This is a genomic window from Prevotella lacticifex, from assembly GCF_019973375.1.
GTDB lineage: Bacteria > Bacteroidota > Bacteroidia > Bacteroidales > Bacteroidaceae > Prevotella > Prevotella lacticifex.
Genome location: NZ_BPTV01000002.1, coordinates 599,485 through 618,970, shown reverse-complemented (window position 1 = coordinate 618,970; position 19,486 = coordinate 599,485). Strand labels below are relative to the sequence as shown.

14 protein-coding genes are annotated in these 19,486 nt (G+C 52.7%); 10 read left to right on the top strand and 4 right to left on the bottom strand.

Annotated features, from left to right (window positions below; all coding sequences use genetic code 11):
• The first annotated feature begins 627 nt into the window (after positions 1-627).
• Positions 628-1,806: an MFS transporter gene (locus LDN30_RS12870; protein WP_223927409.1), complete on the top strand. Its 1,179-nt coding sequence runs from the start codon at positions 628-630 to the stop codon at positions 1,804-1,806.
• A gap of 87 nt (positions 1,807-1,893) precedes the next feature.
• Entirely contained in the window at positions 1,894-2,778 is an 885-nt protein-coding gene (locus LDN30_RS12865) for a carbohydrate kinase family protein (protein WP_223927410.1), read from the top strand.
• An 835-nt stretch (positions 2,779-3,613) separates the two neighbouring features.
• On the opposite strand, the gene LDN30_RS12860 is transcribed toward LDN30_RS12865, so the two are convergent.
• The 3 genes from LDN30_RS12860 to LDN30_RS12850 form a co-directional block, all read right to left on the bottom strand.
• Positions 3,614-4,828: an ISL3 family transposase gene (locus LDN30_RS12860; RefSeq protein ID WP_223926253.1), complete on the bottom strand. Its 1,215-nt coding sequence runs from the start codon at positions 4,826-4,828 to the stop codon at positions 3,614-3,616.
• A gap of 117 nt (positions 4,829-4,945) precedes the next feature.
• On the bottom strand, positions 4,946-6,406 hold the full coding sequence (locus tag LDN30_RS12855; protein ID WP_223928311.1) for a glycoside hydrolase family 10-like protein: 1,461 nt from the start codon (positions 6,404-6,406) through the stop codon (positions 4,946-4,948).
• A 58-nt stretch (positions 6,407-6,464) separates the two neighbouring features.
• Positions 6,465-6,773, bottom strand: coding sequence for a T9SS type A sorting domain-containing protein (locus LDN30_RS12850; RefSeq protein ID WP_223927412.1), 309 nt, complete (start codon positions 6,771-6,773; stop codon positions 6,465-6,467).
• A gap of 314 nt (positions 6,774-7,087) precedes the next feature.
• On the opposite strand from LDN30_RS12850, the gene LDN30_RS12845 reads away from it, so the two are divergent.
• The 6 genes from LDN30_RS12845 to LDN30_RS12820 all read left to right on the top strand — a co-directional run bounded on the left by LDN30_RS12845 (position 7,088) and on the right by LDN30_RS12820 (position 13,708).
• Positions 7,088-8,251 (top strand): dicarboxylate/amino acid:cation symporter, encoded by a 1,164-nt coding sequence (locus tag LDN30_RS12845; protein ID WP_223929698.1) that lies wholly within the window; start codon positions 7,088-7,090, stop codon positions 8,249-8,251.
• A gap of 344 nt (positions 8,252-8,595) precedes the next feature.
• Positions 8,596-9,423, top strand: a complete 828-nt coding sequence (locus LDN30_RS12840; RefSeq protein WP_223929697.1) for an ATP-binding cassette domain-containing protein — start codon at positions 8,596-8,598, stop codon at positions 9,421-9,423.
• A 66-nt stretch (positions 9,424-9,489) separates the two neighbouring features.
• Complete coding sequence (locus LDN30_RS12835) at positions 9,490-10,305, top strand: hypothetical protein (protein WP_223927418.1); 816 nt, start codon at positions 9,490-9,492, stop codon at positions 10,303-10,305.
• 67 nt (positions 10,306-10,372) lie between these two features.
• Positions 10,373-11,101, top strand: a complete 729-nt coding sequence (locus LDN30_RS12830; protein WP_223927419.1) for a head GIN domain-containing protein — start codon at positions 10,373-10,375, stop codon at positions 11,099-11,101.
• Positions 11,098-11,490, top strand: a complete 393-nt coding sequence (locus LDN30_RS12825) for a GntR family transcriptional regulator (RefSeq protein WP_223927426.1) — start codon at positions 11,098-11,100, stop codon at positions 11,488-11,490. Before LDN30_RS12830 ends, LDN30_RS12825 begins: the two co-directional genes overlap by 4 nt.
• Positions 11,491-11,497: 7 nt before the next feature.
• Positions 11,498-13,708, top strand: coding sequence for a TonB-dependent receptor domain-containing protein (locus LDN30_RS12820; RefSeq protein ID WP_223927428.1), 2,211 nt, complete (start codon positions 11,498-11,500; stop codon positions 13,706-13,708).
• Positions 13,709-14,186: 478 nt separating this feature from the next.
• Here the strand turns inward: LDN30_RS12820 and LDN30_RS12815 are convergent, their stop codons facing one another.
• A complete protein-coding gene (locus LDN30_RS12815; protein ID WP_223927430.1) occupies positions 14,187-15,827 on the bottom strand; it encodes a dipeptidase in 1,641 nt (546 codons plus the stop codon).
• Between the two features lie 1,004 nt (positions 15,828-16,831).
• On the opposite strand from LDN30_RS12815, the gene LDN30_RS12810 reads away from it, so the two are divergent.
• Together LDN30_RS12810 and LDN30_RS12805 are read left to right on the top strand one after the other, a co-directional pair.
• Complete coding sequence (locus LDN30_RS12810) at positions 16,832-18,508, top strand: formate--tetrahydrofolate ligase (RefSeq protein ID WP_223927432.1); 1,677 nt, start codon at positions 16,832-16,834, stop codon at positions 18,506-18,508.
• Between the two features lie 390 nt (positions 18,509-18,898).
• The gene (locus LDN30_RS12805; RefSeq protein ID WP_223927433.1) at positions 18,899-19,333 is read left to right on the top strand and encodes a hypothetical protein; all 435 of its coding nucleotides are present in this window, start codon (positions 18,899-18,901) and stop codon (positions 19,331-19,333) included.
• The last annotated feature ends 153 nt before the right edge of the window (positions 19,334-19,486 follow it).

Sequence of the window (19,486 nt, the reverse complement as noted above, 5' to 3'; positions counted from 1 at the left end):
CAGCAGAAACGTAAAGCCGCATTGTACCGCCGGCCCTCTACCTAATAAATCTACGGTATCTGCGTGCTATTTAATCCTCACGCGGATCGACACGTTTGTCCTCTCTCTCGCGATTCCACAGATAAATCAAGCAGAAGAGAATCATTGCGAAAAATCCGTGTAATCTGTTCAATCCGTGCGAATTAAAATTTCCGTGAGAATAGGTCTCACAGATTCCACAGATCCTTTGGGCAATCCGTATACAGATTTTGTAGATTCATTGTGCTGTGATGTGCATTAATGATTCCTTTGCAGGGACGGCCCCTAACCCTGCCTACCCGCCCCTGCAAAGGGATCATTAACGCATCGCCCGTTGGTCCCGCTACCTGCTTATCCGCGCCCTGCAAAGGAATCATATTGTCAATGTGATTACAATGACATAGTCATGTTGACAATCCGTTGACAATTAATGTGCTGCACGCATCCGTCGTAACTGTCGGAAACTATCAAAAATCGTTCATATTATATCAAATTTGTTTCATGAAATAATTATTATGCCCAATGAACGGAAAATGACAGACAGAATAATGGGGAAAGCGTAACTTTGCCAGCGAATCAATTCTAAAACGATACGTAAAACCTAAAGTAATGGAAAATAACAAAGTAAACAAACTGGCACTGTCATCGGTGATGCTCTGCTTCTTCGCTATGGGCTTTGTCGACCTCGTCGGCATTGCGTCGAACTATGTCAAGCACGACTTGGGGCTGTCCGACTCGATGGCCAACTCACTGCCGGGACTCGTATTCTTCTGGTTCCTCATCTTCAGTGTGCCTACGGGCGTAATGATGAACAAGATTGGGCGCAAGAACACCGTTCTGCTGTCGCTCGTCGTCACTGCCGTCTCACTGGCACTGCCAATCTTCAGCGAGAATTTCTATGTTATGCTCCTGTCGTTCTCACTCCTCGGCATCAGCAACGCCCTTATGCAGACATCGCTGAACCCGCTCGTCTCCACCGTCATGCACGGAGGCCATCTGGCCTCGACACTCACCTTCGGACAATTTATCAAGGCTATAGCGTCGTTCATGGCACCGTATATCGCCGCATGGGGATCGACACACGTTATCCCCGACCTCGGATTGGGCTGGCGCGTCCTCTTCCCCATATATATGACCATCGGCATCCTGGCTACGCTGCTCCTCTTCGCCACACATATCGACGAGGCGAACCCCGACAGCGACCTGCCCGGCGTGGGCAGTCAGTTTGCCGCCTGCTTTCGTCTCCTCGGCACGCCGATAGTGCTGCTGAGCTTCATCGGCATCATGTGCCATGTGGGCATCGATGTAGGCACGAATACTACGGCACCGAAGATTCTCATGGAACGGCTGTCGATATCGCTCGACGACGCGGCCTTCGCCACATCGCTCTACTTCATCTTCCGTACGATAGGCTGTCTGACGGGCTCGATAATCCTGCGGAAAATCAACAACCGCCTGTTCTTCGCCATCTCCGTTACAATGATGGCCCTGTCGATGCTTGGTCTCATCGTCGGTCACGACAAGTGGATACTATATATCAGTATCGCCCTCGTAGGCTACGGCAACAGCAACGTTTTCTCGCTGATCTTCGCTCAAGCACTGAAGAGTGTTCCCACGAAGCAGAATGAGGTTAGCGGACTGATGATTATGGGTCTCTTCGGCGGCACCCTTTTCCCACTCGTTATGGGCTTTGCCACCGACTGGAGCGGAACCGTAGCCGCTGCCGCCGTCGTCATGGCTGTCGGCGTGGTCTACCTCGCAACATACATCCGTCGTATCAGCGACTGACAACCCGTAGACGAACGGCGCACCACCGCCCTGCGGGTGTCGGTGGAAAAATAAAAAAGAATAACAATAACTAAACTCGATAAACTTATGAATAGAATGATTGTAGGCCTCGGCGAGGCTCTTTGGGACTGTCTGCCGGAGGGCAGAAAACTCGGTGGAGCACCGGCAAATTTCGCGTTCCATGCGGCACAATTCGGCTTCGATGCCGTGGCTGTGAGCGCGGTAGGCCTCGATGCCCTCGGTGACGAGACGTTGAAAGAATTTGACAAGAAAGGTCTGGAATATATCATGCCGCGTGTCGACTACCCGACGGGTACCGTGGCTGTCGAACTCGACGAGGAGGGAATACCCACTTACGACATAAAGCAGGGTGTGGCCTGGGATAATATCCCTTTCACCACCGATGTGGAGATGGTGGCTCAGGAGTGCCGTGCGGTATGCTTCGGATCGCTGGCCCAGCGCAATGAGGTGTCGCGGAACACCATCTACCGTTTCCTCGATGCCACACCCGACGACTGTCTGAAAATCTTTGACATCAACCTCAGACAGAATTTCTATACCAAGGATATCATCAAAGAGAGTCTGAAACGCTGCGATGTCCTGAAAATCAACGACGAAGAGCTTGTCACCATCGGCCGTATGTTTGGGTATCCCGGTCTCGACATCGAGAATAAGTGCTGGCTTATCCTCGGCAAGTACAACTTGAAGATGCTTGTCCTCACCTGCGGCACCAACGGCAGTTACGTGTTCACCCACGGTGACCTGTCGTTCCAGGAGACCCCGAAGGTCAATGTTGCCGATACCGTCGGCGCCGGCGACAGCTTCACGGGTGCTTTCACGGCGGCAATCCTCAGCGGCATGTCGGTGAAGAAGGCCCACGAGCTCGCCGTGAAGGTAAGTGCCTATGTCTGTACGCAGAACGGCGCGATGCCTAAGTTGCCTGAGGAGTTTACAAGCGAGATAAAGAAGTAGTTATGATGAAATGATCATGCCGACAATATGTTGACAGCTAATTAGTTGCGCATATCCACCCACGGTGGATTTGCGTGACGCCTTGCCGCCCTTGTGCTGCACTGTGCGGTTGCAGGGGTGGCCCTCGTGGCCGTCCGCTCGGTTGTCAGACCGAATTTCTTATTCTTATGACGGTTCTTAACCCAGACCCGCAACCAGCGAACAAATAATAATGTGGCCATTAGTTTGCCGAAAGCCTGATGAAAATATTCGGTCTGACGACAGAATAAATTTATTTACCCGTTGAATGCCGACGGCCACATTATATATAAATTCCCAAACTATCCGCTACCAGCCCCAGCGGGGCTGAATCGTCAATAACCCCGGACTAAGCGAGTGATAACGAGCGCAGTCCGGGGAACACGAATGCGGGGTATAAGTACTCAGTGCCTCGAAGACGCACAATAGCACTCAGGGCGCAAAGTTCTGATGGAGTGATAATTATGCGCGTACCGCTATTCAACCTCTTCGAGACTGGTCGTGGATATCTTGCGGCCGCGTTTCACCCCAGGCTGCGGTCACTGCGCTCACTTAGCCTGGGGTTATTGAGAATTAAGCCCCCTCGGGGCTTTTCGTTGGCGGAGTGTGACAGTAGGATGGGGACACCCCCACCCCTACTTGAATGAATGCAGCAACATGTTAATTATCAGTGTGTTGCATGCACCTATTTACATTGCGCGGACTTACTAAAATAATTCATTCACGTGTATGCCATTGACGAAATTAGGCGCCAACGGCCCTTTTGATGAAATTTGAACGCAGCGAGCCACGTGTATGCCATTGACGTAATTAGGGTTCATCCGACAAATCGTGTGATTTTGTCATTATGCAAATTGAAAAGTCTTAACTTAAAATAGTCAATGTCCCGGTAGCCATAGGCGTTTCTCTTCAAGACTTTTATTTTATTGTTGATCCCTTCTACTTTTGCATTGCTTGTCCTACATTTGTAATAAGCCAGGATTCCAGTTCTGTAAGCGGCGATGGAATTACCCAGCTTTTCAAGGGTGGGAACTTTTGATTCCCGAGCCTGTTTTATCCAGTCATCCAGCACAGCTTCTCCTTCTTTATATGAGTCCTGCTTCCATACTTCTTGCAAGTATTCATTGAGAATGTAGGCTTTGCTCAGAGGTTCGTTCATCTTGATTACGTTATCCAATCTCTTCTTTTCATCCTCTGTAAAAATATCCTTATCATGGCGCAACAACAGCCAGCGCGTTCCCTTTATGACTTTTCTTTTTTCTAAGTCCTTCTCTTGATTATAGACCTCTCTTCTGACTTTGTCCAAGGCTTCGCCTGCCAGTTTCTGCACATGGAAGTGATCGAAAACGTGAATGGCATCAGGTAGGTTTTTCTTAATCGCAGAGATGAACGCAGCGGACATGTCTGAAGACACGGACTCTATCTTCGCGCCGCTTCTCTTCAATTTGGGCCAGAACTTCTTCAAAGAATCGATTCCTTTGCCATCTCCGACATGTATAATGGCACCACTCAACATGTCGACCACAATAGTCAGATAGACGTGTCCCTTCCTCAAAGCGAACTCATCAATACCAATGTGCTTGACATCCTTGATATCTATATGAGAAAACTTATGATTGAGATAGTTCTTGTGGATATCCTTCACCGTATCCCAACTCAGACCGAGATAGTGGGCTACATCTTTTATCGTCATTCTATGAAGCAGTTCTATCACGAGCCTTGCCAAACGATGTGTATAGCGCTGCTTGCCGGTAACGAAATGAAGATCCTCATAGACATCAGCACCACATGTCTTACACTTTAGACGACGCACCTTTACATGTAAGATTGATTGCTTGGTACCAATGTTGACACTGCGGATTTTACGAATCTTGAACCCGTTGCGTACGACAACGTGACTATGGCAACATTCACATCGAGTTTTTACATCTCTTTTTTGGATATGATGAATAATAGTATTACCTTTGTACTCAGTCTTAGTGCATTCGAAGTCCCTGATTCCGTATGCATAATAGATATAGCTGGTGTCCATTTGTCTTGTTTTTTTTAATCACTTACAAAGGTAATGGATTTCCAGCTATTTTCTTTACATCATCCACACTTTATCACACGATTTGTCGGATGAACCGTAATTAGGCGCCAATGGCCCTTATCGCTTCACCTTAACCTTCTTCTTCGCCGCCAGGCTCTCGTTGCTCATACGGTCGAGGGCAGTGACGAGATAGACATACTTGCCCTTAGCCTGCGGCTTGGCGGTTTCGAGATACGGATGGGGCGTTACGGCCACGATATGCGATGCATCGTCGAGGTCGATATCTTCCTTAGCATCAAAGCGATAGACGACATATTTCACGGCCTCGTCCTGCCAGCCGCTGCCCTTAGGAGCCTGCCACGTGAGCAGCACGTTGGCATCGTTCTTATGTGCTTTCAGCTTACGGGGTTTCTCCGGAGCCTTATCGTCGATGAACGGCATGCGTGGCTGTAGGGCCGGATACTTCCAGTAGTAGTTGCGGAGGAATACGCCGTAGCGGTCGTAGTTGTCGACAGCGGCCTTGGCATACCACAGCACGGTGCCTCCGACATTCGTGCACTCCTCGTGCAGGCGGTGCTTGGCAGCCACCTGATTGGTTGAAGGATTGTCGACATCGGCATATTTTACCGTGCGCTCCACGTCCTCACCGATAAACAGCGGACGGTTAGCGGCATGAGCGTTCCACCAGCGGATGAGCGTGGCGTAGTCGGCAGCCTTATGGCCTATCTGCCAGTAGAGCTGCGGCACGCAGTAGTCTATCCATCCGTTGTCGACCCATTTCAGCACGTCGGCATAGAGGTCGTCGTAGTTCTGCAAGCCACGGGTGTTGCTGCCCTGCTGCCACGAGGCCGCATTGCGGTAGATGCCGAAGGGCGACACACCGAATTTCACCCACGGCTTAGTGTGGTGGATGGAGTCGCCGAGCTGCTTGATAAACTTATTCACATTGTCGCGGCGCCAGTCGCCGATAGTCATTCCGCGGCTGTCGGCAGCGTAGTTGTCGCGGTCGGGGATGGCGATGCCCGCCACGGGATAGGGATAGAAATAGTCGTCGATGTGCAGTCCGTCGACATCATAGCGCCTGACGATATCGTCGACAACCTTACATATATATTCGCGGTTCACGGCCAACGCCGGATTGAGGATATACTGTCCGTCGTAGCTGAAGACGCGCTCGGGGTGTACGACGGCAATATGGTTCGGTGCCAGCGCCGATGTCGTCTTTGTCTTTGCACGGTAGGGGTTTATCCACGCGTGCAGTTCCATTCCTCGCTTGTGGCACTCGGCAATCATCCACGCCAACGGGTCCCACCCCGGGTCCTGTCCCTGGCGGCCGGTGAGAAACTTGCTCCACGGCTCGTAGCTGCTGCGGTAGAGGGCGTCGCACTCAGCCCTCACCTGAAAGATGATGGCGTTGGCACCGTCCTTCTGCAGTTCGTCGAGCTGATACGACAGCGTGCGCTGCATATCGTCCTTCGAGAGTCCCTGGAATTGTCCGTTGACACACTGAATCCAAGCGGCACGGAACTCCCGCTTGGACGTTTTTGCTGCCTGTGCCGATAAGGCGCACAGAGCCATGATGGCCGCCACGAAGGCGGTCACTACTGATGTTCGTCTCACGATGAATGAATATTGTTTATCTTATGGAGATTTTTCTGACCGTTTTTCCCACCTTCACGATGTAGCATCCTTTCGGCAGATTGAGGTCGTAACGCTTGTCGTCGCTGTCGACACGCAGACTCTTGACGAGCACGCCCGTCACATTATATACTTTAAGGTCGAGGCCGGCAGCGCCGGTAACGTGGAGCACACTGCCCGATACCGAAATGTCGACCGACTGCATGACCTGCTCGATGATTTCGATGCTGGCCATAGCCCGCGATGCCATCGGCATGCCCATCGACAGTGCTGCGACAAAGAATAATGCTATGTATTTTTTCCTCATATACGTATATCTTTAATTAATTGAAGCTTCGATGCAAAGATAGTGATTTTTTGTTCTCCTGATGCGTTACAACCGGCGGAATATTGTGTTTTTATGAATAATTAACCTTTCGCGATAGGCATTCCACATCATCGGCAGACGAAAATACCACGACGGTGGTATTGTGGATGCTGACAATTTTCGTACCTTTGCATGCGGAAAAATATTTGTTTCAGATACTGAAAAAATGGCACAGAACATAACGACAAACAACGATACCAGCAACGCAAAATTACGGCAGAAGCGTCAGCTCGCCCTGTGGATAGGTGCCCTCGGTGGCAGGCTGTGCGTTAGGACTCCTCCATGTCGTGTGGCTCGACGAGCTGATGACGTTCATAGCCACCATTTTCACGCGGCTTTTCCAGCTTGTGGCCGTTCCGACAATCGTTCTCGCCGTGATAACGACATTAGCGAAGTTTGGCGAGCAGAAGGACACCGGCCGCATCTTCGCCCATGCCGTCACCTACACGCTGCTCACCACCACGGTGGCGGCGGCTGTCGGTCTCATCCTCTTCAACGTCATTCAGCCCGGCAACCTGCCTGCGGCAATGGTCACCCAGGGCAACAGTGCCATTCCCAAGGACCTCGGCAGCGAGAGCTACTACGACCATATCCTCGGTGTCATACCCAATAATATCGTCAAACCGTTCCTCGACGGCAATGTGCTGTCGTTGCTCATCATTGCCTTCGCCGTGGGCATAGCACTGGCAAAGCTCCCTAAGAGCGACCGCAAGACGGCCCTGCTGAACGTCATCGGCGGTCTCCAGGACCTCCTATTCCTGCTCATCCGCGCCCTCATCTGGGCCCTGCCCTTGGGCATCGTGGCCTTCTCGGCCCAGCTGACGGCCCAGGTGTCGGCAGGCATCGCTGCTGAGTCGTTGGGCAAGTATATCGCGGTTATCGTCGGCGGCAATCTCATCCAGATGGTCATCGTCCTGCCCCTGTTCCTCATTATACGCGGTCTGAACCCGCTGCACGTCTTCGGAAGGATGTCGCCGGCGGTGCTGATGGCCTTCTTCACCAAGAGTTCGGCAGCGACACTGCCCGTGACGATGGCGTCGGCCGAGAAACGCTTAGGCGTGTCGCAGAAGGTATCGCGCTTCGTTCTGCCCATCTGTACGACAATAAATATGAACGGTTGTGCGGCGTTCATCCTCGTTACGTCGCTCTTCGTCATGCAGAACGGGGGCACCACGCTCACCCTCGCACAGATGATTCTATGGCTTTTCATTGCCGTCATCGCCGCCGTCGGCAATGCCGGAGTGCCGATGGGATGCTATTTCCTCACTTTGTCGCTGATGACGGGCACCGGGGCACCGGTCGGAATAATGGGAATCATCCTTCCCGCCTACACCATCTTCGACATGATTGAGACTGCCGAGAATGTATGGTCCGACTCCTGCGTCTGTGCCATGACCGACCACGACGTCAACGGCTGACAGCAGTCCGCAGCATCGGAAATGCCTGGGAGGCGTGTGGCTTTCTTTAGATTTCCATAGTTCTCTATAGTTACTATAGTCTCTTTAGATTCTATAGTTGCTATAGATTCTATAGTTTCTATAGCAGCTATGGGTATCTATCGGTTCTATGCTCCTGTCTGTCAAACGCAAAAATCCTTTGATTTCATTACAAAAACCTTAATAAACGTAAATTATCACCGTTCATTCCTTAATGTAAATTAAATAATCGGCAAATATTTTGTAGTCTCAAATATTTACCACTACCTTTGCGGTGTATTACTCAAATAGTACACCATTACGCATCATTAAAACGACAAAAGATTATGATTGAAATAACCAATCTTGGCTACCACTACCCTGGCTCAGGCCACCGCGTGTTCAACGACTTCGACCTGAGAATTGAGGGCAACCACATCTACGGCCTTCTCGGCAAGAACGGAACCGGCAAGTCGACGCTGCTCTATCTCATCAACGGACTCCTCCGCCCCACAGCGGGCACCGTCAACGTCGACGGCTACCGCAGTTTCGACCGTTCGCCGGAGATGCTCGAGGAGATGTTTCTCGTTCCCGAGGAGTACGATATGCCCGATGTGCGGCTGCCTGAATATGCCGCCGTAAGCAGGAAATTCTATCCACGGTTCAGCGATGAGATTCTCCGTAACTGTCTGGACGAATTCGAGATAGCCCCCGACGTGAACCTCAAGGCCCTCTCGATGGGACAGAAGAAGAAGGTGTTCATGAGCTTTGCCCTCGCCACCGGCACCCGGTTCATCCTCATGGACGAGCCCACCAACGGTCTCGACATCCCGTCGAAGGCCCTCTTCCGCCGCGTTGTGGCCCGTAATATGACCGATGACCGCACACTTATCATCTCGACGCATCAGGTACACGACATTGAGATTCTCCTCGACCATATTATAATTATCGACAACAGCAAGGTGCTCCTCAACGCCGGTATCGACGATATTACGCGCAACTACGTCTTCCGCACCATCAGCGAAGGCGACAGCCACTCGGCAGATGTTGTTTATGCTGAGCCGAGTGCCATGGGACAATCGGCCATCCTCCGTCGCCACAACGACGAAATCGAGACGCAGATAAACCTTGAGCTGCTCTTCGATGCTGTAACGCTCAACCACTTGAAACTCTGACAGTTAGCTGAAGACTTGTCCTTCTACATCAATTCCGTCCCACATTAATAATATAACGATACGAAAATGAAGAATTTCAATACCACCCGATTCATCAACCTCCTCCTGTGGCAGTTTGCCTGGTCGAAGAAGAAGCTCCTCTACATGGTCGCTGGCTGTGCTGCCGCGATCATCATTCCGGCCCTGCTCACCATCTCGCTGACGCGGTCGGCCTTCAATGCCGACAATTTAGGGGGATTCATCTGTGCCTTCGCCTTCGTCTACTTCATGACGAGCGGAGCCCTCATAGCCTCAAACATCGGCAACAAACGGCAGCGCATAGCCCTCTTCTCCCTGCCAGCCACAAAGTTGGAGAAGTTTCTATCGCGCTATCTCCACCTTGTCGTCATCATTCCCTTGGCCGCTCTCTTGGGCATTATCGCCGGCGATGCCATCCAGGCCATCTTCTCGTTGATTGTGGCCGGAAATTGCGACTCGGTGTTCCTGTCGCTATTCAAGGGCCATTGGTTCATGAGCGGCAACGGGGGCTACGCTGCTACCGTTATTACGCTCCTACTCCTCCTCTTAGGCCATAGTTTCATGCTCCTCTGCGGAACAATTTTCCGCCGCCACGCATGGATAAAGACGATGATCGCGCAAGGCGTAGTAGCCATCATCGTATCGACGGTCATTGCCCTCATCGGTTTCACCATAACAATGTCGTTGGACAAGATTTTTGGTGCAGACCAGTACAATGTCGTCTTCGCCGGCGACGGTTATCAAATTGCCGCCCAAATACTCTTCTTGGCCTTCCTTGTCGCCGGCATCATCGCCAGCTACTGGGGAGCGTTCCGCATCTACAGCCGCATGCAGGCCGTAAACAATCAATGGCACAATCTTTAAAGTTCGGAATCAACCGGCAAATAGTCAATAAAATTCAAGATTATATAATCACTTAACACACTGCATTATGAAAAAGATTCTGTTCGCGCTCTTAGCTCTTGCGTCCATCGTAACGCTGTCGGCCTGCCGCGTCGAGAAGGTCACCACTGATTATGGCAACACCACAAGTTGGAAAGCTGATGTCAACGACTTCCGCGGAATCTCCCTCGCAGGGGCTACAACGGTATATTATCAGCCTTCCGACACGTTCAGCGTCGTCGTTAAAGCCCCCGAGAAGCTTCGCGAGCGTATCGGCATCGAGGTAGATAATGGCATTCTGCGCTTATACGACAAGAAACCGAGCAAGGGATTCTTCCTCGCCAACAACAGTCTTCCTCACTACACCGTCTACGTCAAGGCCCCATACCTGTCGTCAATCGAGATTGCGGGCTCGTCGACCTTCACCTGCGACAAGCCGTTTAAGGCCCCCGACATGGAAATAGATATTGCCGGACAGGGCACCGTAAAGCTCAAGGAACTGAGTGTCAGGACGTTCAAGAGCTCCATCGCCGGACAGGGCAACCTTAGTGCTACCCTCACCGGCGTCGACAATACCGATGTCGACATTGCCGGACAGGGCGACATCAACTTCGTTTTCCACCACTGCAAGAAGGTCAGCACCTCCATCGCCGGCATGGGCAATATCCATCTCTCGGGCGACATTGAGAGTCTGGACAAGAGCATTTCGGGTATGGGCGACATCAATACCGACCACCTCACCGTGGGCCGCAGCAGTGAACCAACCAACAGACTATGAGTTTCAGCAACGACAAAGCAATATACCTGCAGATGGCCGACCGCATCGCCGACCGCATTCTCAACGGGGAGTTCCTCGCCGACCAACGCATACCGTCGGTGCGCGAGTATGCCGTCAGCCTCGGTGTCAACGCCAATACTGCCGTAAAAGCCTACGACAGCCTGGCCCAGGACGGCATCATCTACAACCGGCGCGGACTGGGATACTTCGTCGCAGAGAATGCCGCCGACCGCATAAGGCAGTCGCGGCGGAAGGCTTTCTTCCACGACGCACTGCCGGAGGTGTTCCGCCAGATGTGTCTCCTCGACATCAGTATCACCGAGGTTGACAAGCACTGGGCAGACTACTCTGCCGCAACAGAACAACAAACAAACAACGACAAACTGTAAAAAAATTATGAGACTGACTTTTCTACCCATAGCCGCGGCACTGTTCGTCACACCAGCTACGGCACAGACAACGGCACCTGCCGACAGCCTGACCACCGACACCACCGCTATCGGCGGCAAGGAGTACGACCTCAAGGGCGTGGAGGTGGTGGCCCGACGGAAATATGTCAAGGCCGACATCGACAAACTCACATACGATATAGCCCACGATGAGGACTCAAAAACGAAAAACGTACTCGAGATGCTGCGCAAGGTGCCGCTCGTCACCGTCGACGGACAGGACAATATAAAGGTTAAAGGTTCGTCATCGTTCAAAATCTACAAGAATGGACACCCCGACCCGTCGTTCGAGGGGGCTACGGTGAGCCAGATTCTGAAGTCCATCCCCGCCAACACGATAAAGAAAATCGAGGTCATCACCGACCCCGGAGCCAAATACGACGCCGAGGGCACAACGGCCATCCTGAACATCGTCATGAAGGATAATGCCGGACTCGAGGGTGTGGCCGGTACGGTGAATCTCGGTGTCAACCATATAGGATCCTTTCAGCCAGCCTTCAATCTTACGACGCAGACCGGAAAGCTCACTGTAGCAGTCAATTACGGCTACGCACGCGTCAGCAAACGCCAGAGCGAAAGCGAATCCTCCGGTCTCACCGACTACGTCAAGAGCGGGGAGCGCGACATCACACAGTCGTCAGGACACGGACCCGTCGATTTCCACTTCGGCGACATCTCGGCAAGCTACGAGCTCGACTCACTCAACCTCATATCGCTGTCCGCCGGAGGATACTACTACAAGCTGCACCAGAACTACAACAGCAGCATGCGCCGCGAGGATGCCGCCGGACAGCTCATCTACGGCTACAGCGACCACAGCACCCTGCCCGACTACGACTACTACAGTTTCAACGGACGATTCGACTACCAGCACAAGACTCATCTCGACGGCGAGGTGCTCACCCTGAGCTATATGGGGTCGACAACGAGGCAGAACAACGACAACGACCACGACTTCAGCAACTTCAGCGGACAGGTGCCCTTCGCATATACGGGATACGTACAGCGGCAGAACGAGAAGTTCTTCGAGCATACGGCACAGGCCGACTACGTCAGACCATTCGGGAAGGTGCTGAAGGTGGAGACGGGAGCAAAATACATCAACCGGTCGAACAAGAGTAAGACGCACGTCGAATACACCGACGCCGAATCGCTTAACACCGGCAACGACTTCAACCACACCACGCAGGTGGCAGCCGCCTACGTCGAGGGCATCGCCGCCATGGGCAAGTGGAGTCTGCGAGCCGGACTGCGCTATGAGTACAGCCACATGAAGGCCACCTATCCCGACGGCTCGCAGCAGGGCTTCAGCAAGAGCCTCAGCGACTGGTGCCCGTCGGCAAGCGTACAGTATAAAATCAACGATGCCAACAGCTTACGGCTGAACTACGCGACGAATATCAACCGGCCGGGCATCAGCTATCTTAACCCAACACGCATCGAGACACCTACAACGGTGAGCTATGGCAATCCGGCACTCAACAGCGCGCGCAACCAGAGTCTCGAGATGACATATATGTATATAGGTAAGAATATCACGCTGAACATCAATCCGGGATACTACTTCACCAACTCGCAGATAGCATCAGTGATGTTCGTCGATAACGACAAGACGGTCAGCACCTACGGCAATATCAACCGCCAGCGCGATGCCTACACGAATATCTACGCCACCGTAAACGCGTGGAAAGGCGGAACACTGACATTCAACGGCGGAACGGCATACCACTCCTACCGAAACCCTAACGCCGACCTCGCCCTCCACGGATGGAACGTCTACTACTGGATTAACTACGACCAAAAGCTGCCGTGGAAACTGCAACTCAATGCGGGCTTCGGAGGCAACGCAGGCCACTCGCCGGCATCAGTCTACTCACTCAACTCAAACTACTGGTGGCACTTCTTCGGCATCCAGCGGTCATTTCTCAAGGACGACAGACTGACGGTGCTCATCGCCGCCGACAGTCCTTTCGAGCGCCACAGCGTCTACAAGAGCCGCACCGTCCGTGGCGATTTCCTCGGATGGCAGCGCGACATAAGGAATCGTCAGCAGTTAGGCATACGCATCTCCTACCGTTTCGGATCCCTCAAGGCCACGGTGAAGAAGGTCGACACCACCATCGAGAACAACGATATGGTGGGCGGAATAAAGAAGTAGCCCGTTGGCAATGGGTTGAAATGTTCAAAAGTGGGGGCATGGCGGCAATGCGCTGAGAATTAACACACCTTATTCCGACCTCAAACCTGCCTATTTGCGCCTGCAAATTGATCCCGCTGACAATATGTTAATGATAAAATGATTGCATTGTCAATCCGTTGATAATTAATGAGTTGCACTCATCCATCCTGCCGCGGATTGGCATGACAACCGTCCGCCCTTGTGCTGCACTGTGCGGTTGCAGGGGCGGGTAGGCAGGGTTAGGGGCCGTCCGCTCGGTCGTCAGACCGAATCTCTGCATTAATGTCAGACGATGACAACCATATCTAAAAAACTTCGCAAAACGCTGATACTAAGGCCATTGTAGCACACATCCGCCGCTTCCTATGATTCCTATAGTTGCCTATCATCGCCTATAGCTCCTATAGCCACCTATAAAAAAGGGCGGGGATGCATCCCCGCCCTTTTTTATTCTCTATTATTTCTCCGGCACCTTATATTTATCTCCGGTGAGCTTCACAATCTCGTGGCGCATATAATCGCTGTAGCCGGGACGCTGAACGGGAACACCGATACCAGTCTTGGTGCGGAGGAACTTTCCGTCCTTCTCCGGTTTCACGGCCATATCGTTATATTTCACTATAAGATATGTGGCCAGACGCTTCCAGCGGTCGAGCATCTCGGCACCGCGGCGGTTGCTGTAGTAGTTGAGGAACTTCAGGGCCTCAGCCTTGTTCGTGGCATAGAGCTCAGCGGCATGTTTCTCCACACCGGCCTGCTCGTCGAACCAACTGCGCTCCAGCGAGTCGCGGACGGCCTTCAGTGCCGGGAACATCTGACTGTAGCGGGGATAGACCATATTGCTAACCCAATTGCACACCCAGTAAGCATTCTTGTCCGAGAATGTCACCGCATCGGCACCGGGGGTATTGAAGCACTCCGGCTGAACCGTATTGCCGCAATATATTGGCACATAGGCAATCATATTGCCGTCGTCGTTGCCCCACCACGTAACGCCGCCAATCTCACGGGGCATCCATCCGCGCAGCTGCGACACATAGGTAAAGCCCGTCTGCTGGGTCGACGTAGGACGCTCGTTGAAGTATTTCTTTCCGTCGACATCATATTCCAATGGTGTAGGACGGTAAGGCATAGCCCAGTTGCCCTGAGCCACATCGCTGTCGAGGGCGAAAGGTGTGCCCTCGTAGTGGTCGCGCATGCAGGCCTCCATATCGGCAACGGAGAGTTTGCGGTTCGGAACTATCCACAGAGGCATGTCCTCAGCGTTCGCATCCTTACCCGCAGCCCACGCCGTCCACCGGCTCATATCCTTGAAGTGGTTGAAGAACGACCACACACGGGCCTCACACCAGCGGCGGTCGCCAAAGCCAATCTGCGAGTAGGCGGCCTTCCACGAGAAGTCGGCGTCCTTACCCTTAAACCACCCTCTCTGACGGGCGAAGCTGATGACATTCTTCGAGTGCAGAACCTCAGTGTTATAGCCCTTCAGCAGTCCGATGCGACTGCAGTTGGCGTGTCCGCTGATGGCATTATCGGGAATACGGACGGCCACCCAGACGACTTTCTGCTTTTTGTCGCCACCGCAACCCTGCATCTCCATAATCCAGGCCTCGTTGGGGTCGCAGATTGTAAACGTCTCACCCTCACTGTTGTAGCCGTACTTCTCGGCCAGCGATGTCATCACGCCGATGGCCTCGCGGGCCGTCTTCGAACGTTGCAGGGCGAGGTACATCAATGAACCGTAATCAATCTGACCGGTAGTGTCGACACACTCCTCGCGGCCGCCATAGGTAGTCTCACCGATACTCACCTGATATTCGTTGATATTGCCGATGACATTATAGGTCACCGGAGCCTCGGGAATGAATCCGTGGGAGGCATGGGTGTCGTAGTCGATAATCTCACGCATCTCACCCTTGCGGTGAGTGCCTGCGGCATAGTGGCACAGACTGGTGAACATACCGTAATCGTCGGCGTTATAGGTGCAGAGCACGGAGCCGTCGACGGTGGCTCCTTTCGCAGCAATGAAATTGGTGCAGGCGCTGCTCTCCATGACGAAAGCGAAGAGCGCCGCAATGGCTAATGTCAGTTTTCTCATTTCTTATTGTTTTTTACAACGCAAAAGTACTAAAACATTTTCATCCCACCAACGGATTGCCCCAAATATTCCCTGCGGCATCAACGGCTCTTTCATTTCAATTCCATTCGACATGGCATAATCATCGCTCCGCCAACATATTTCCGCAAACGCACCATGCCGCGAAGAATCGCTATATTTTCTTCTGAAGGCCTATAACCCTACCTAATAGCTTGCCCAAACGCTGATGCTAAGACTCTTGCAGCACTCTGCCGCCGTAGGAGCGGGGTTTATCCCCGTCCTACCAACAGCGGACAAAATACAAAGCAAATATAACGCAGCTGCGAGGACGGGGATAAACCCCGCCCCTACGGCGGATATGTGCAACACATTAATTATCAATGTGTTGCCAACGAGACCCACTTGTAGGGGCGGCCCTCGTGGCCGTCCGGTCGGTCGACAGACCTAATCTCTGTCGCGTTTGCCTGTTTTGATGGTTTTCCTTTGTGTCAGCCCCAAGATCCGACGGAGGAGGATCTGCCATTTGGGCTTTGAGGGCGGAGAGAGGCCAGCCTCTCACAAACCCTCAAAGCCCAAATGGCAAAGGGCGAAAGTCCTTGGCGCTGACAACAGGTTTTTTATTGGTTTTGGTCTCAATTTATGATTGTCTATTCAACAGTTCTTTCAAGGAGGTTACACTGCCAATGCGTCACACCAAATCATAGATAAACTGTAATGAGCTGATAATCAGAATAGAGATTTAGGGTTAACGCATACCCGTGGATTGGTGAAGGTCACTGCCTTCACCAATCCACAGCGGGTTCTGATTTATCAAGGTGACAGGCGAGTAATCTTCAGAGGGCTTTATTGGTTTGGATTATTGAGCACGCTGATATTTGATTGCGAGATTATTGTTTCAGTGACATAATATATCCGCTGAGCCAAAAAGACGCCAAATATCTTGTTGGAACGGAAGAAAAGCATTATTTTTGCAAGAAATATACAGTTACAACAATATAAACGCAATGACACAGAAATCGGATATAGAGATTGCACAGTCGACGACGATGGTGCCAATATCCTCAGTAGCACGTGAGATGGGGCTCGACGAAGAGCTCTTGGAACCCTATGGAAAATACATCGCGAAGGTATCGCCCGATGCCATCGACGAGGAGCGCATGCGCAGTCATCACCTCGTTCTCGTCACTGCCATCTCGCCGACGAAGGCCGGCATCGGCAAGACAACGGTCAGCGTAGGACTGGCCCTCGGCCTCAACGCCATCGGCAAGAAGGCCGTCGTAGCCCTTCGCGAGCCGTCGCTCGGTCCCTGCTTCGGCCTCAAGGGCGGTGCTTGCGGTGGTGGCTACGCCCAGGTGCTGCCGATGGAGAAGATAAACCTCCACTTCACCGGCGACTTCGATGCCATCACCTCGGCAAACAATATGATTGCGGTTCTCCTCGACAACTACATCTATCAGCATGCCGCCGACGGTTTCCGCCTGAAAACGGTGCTCTGGCGGCGCGTCATGGATGTCAACGACCGTAACCTCCGACAGATTATCACTGGTCTCGGTCCCGACTCCAACGGTATCATCGGTGAGTCGGGCTTCGACATCACACCGGCATCGGAGATTATGGCCATCCTCTGTTTCGCCACCAGCGTCGACGACCTGAAAAGGCGTATCGGCAATATCCTCCTCGGTTTCGACTATTCCGACAATCCCTTCTACGTCCGCGACATGCATGTCGAAGGGGCCATCACGGCCCTGCTCCTCGATGCCATCAAACCGAACCTCGTGCAGACCACCGAGGGCACACCGGCGTTCGTCCATGGTGGACCGTTCGCCAATATCGCCCACGGCTGTAACAGCATCATGGCCACGAAGTTAGCCCTCACCTATGGCGACTATGCCGTCACAGAGGCCGGTTTCGGTGCCGACCTCGGAGCGGAGAAATTCTACGACATCAAATGCCGCAAGGCAGGGTTCGCCCCCGACGTCACCGTCGTCGTTGTCACCCTCCAGGCCCTGAAGATGCATGGTGGGGTGCCCTACGAGAAGATTAAGGAGCCGAATGTGGCAGGTGTGGCCAACGGTTTCTGGAATCTCGACCGTCACGTGGCGAATATCCGACATTTCGGACAGAGCATCGTCGTCGCCTTCAACCTCTACGCCGGTGATACCGCCGAGGAAATCGAGGAGGTGCGCCGCCACTGCGAGGAGGACCTCCATGTGGCCTTTGCCGTCAACGAGGCGTTCATGAAAGGTGGTGCCGGTGCAGAGGCACTGGCCCGAAAGGTCGTCGAGACCATCAACAAACGGCCGTCGGAGCCGTTGCACATGCTCTACGACGATGACAAAAACGTGGAACAGAAGATTGAGGCCGTAGCCCGGAATATCTATGGTGCTGGAACGATAAGCTATTCGCGCAAGGCCCGCCGTCAGCTCCTCCGCATCCAGCAGCTCGGCCTCGAGCATCTGCCGGTGTGTATAGCCAAGACGCAATACAGTTTCTCCACCGACCCGAAAGCCTACGGTCCTACCGACGGTTTCCACCTCGACATCGCCGATATTGTCATCAACAGCGGTGCGGGAATGATTGTCCCCATAGCCGGAAACATTCTGCGCATGCCGGGGCTGCCGAACGTTCCTCAGGCCGTCAATATCGATGTCGTCGATGGGCGCATCGTAGGACTGAGTTAGAACGCGGGCCGGTGAGCCACGGTCAGGCGTTGATGATCCACTTGCAGGGTGCGACCCCTGTTGTCGTCAGCTTGGCTCAACAAAGCAAATAAACGTTTATTAGGGCTTTAAGACCGACCGAAGGAACTGATGAGATTCGGTCTGACGACCGACCGGACGGCTAAAGGCCGTCCCTGCAAAGGGATCACGGTGGCAATGGGTTGATAATGAGATATATGCGGCACGCAATCTGCACGGCAATGGATTTGCGGTATGCCATCATTTGGCCGCCAATGCAAAGGGATCACGGTGGCAATGAATTCGAGGCATGCTGTTATTGCGTGGCACCTCCGCCGCACAACCGCCGCACTCGCTCAACGCTATTTGCGGCACCATATCAGAAAAATAACAATGAATAATAACATCGCAGAACAATCGGGTGTAATCCTCTCTGTCAGAGGCAGTCTGATGGCTCGCATACCCCATTATATCCTCATCGACGGACGCATGGTTGGCATCGCCAAGGGACGTGACATCGTCATCATGATGCCGCCCGGCAACCACGCGATAACGATAAGGAGCATGTATAAATTCTTAGAGTCCACGACCGATGTAGAAGTCCCTGACAACGGCCTCCGCCGCGTCATCTACTCCGACCGCGACCGCTTATGGAACTGGATTTTCAACATCGACCTTGTGGTGTGGCTCCTGAAGACCATCTTCGCCGCCGACATCCCCAGTCCGTGGGGCCTTATCTATGAGATTGTCAGCGATACCATCCTCGTCGCCTGGATCGTCCGCACATGGCTCATCCGCAAACACTTCTTTAATTTCACCACCGCGTGACCTTCACGAGCCACAAGGGTCACATAGATTCCACAGCTCCCCACAGATTAATCAAGCAAAAGAAAATCATTGCAAAAAAATCCATGTAATCTGTTCAATCCGTGAGAATAAAAACTCCCGTGAGAACATGTCTCACAGATTCCACAGATCTCC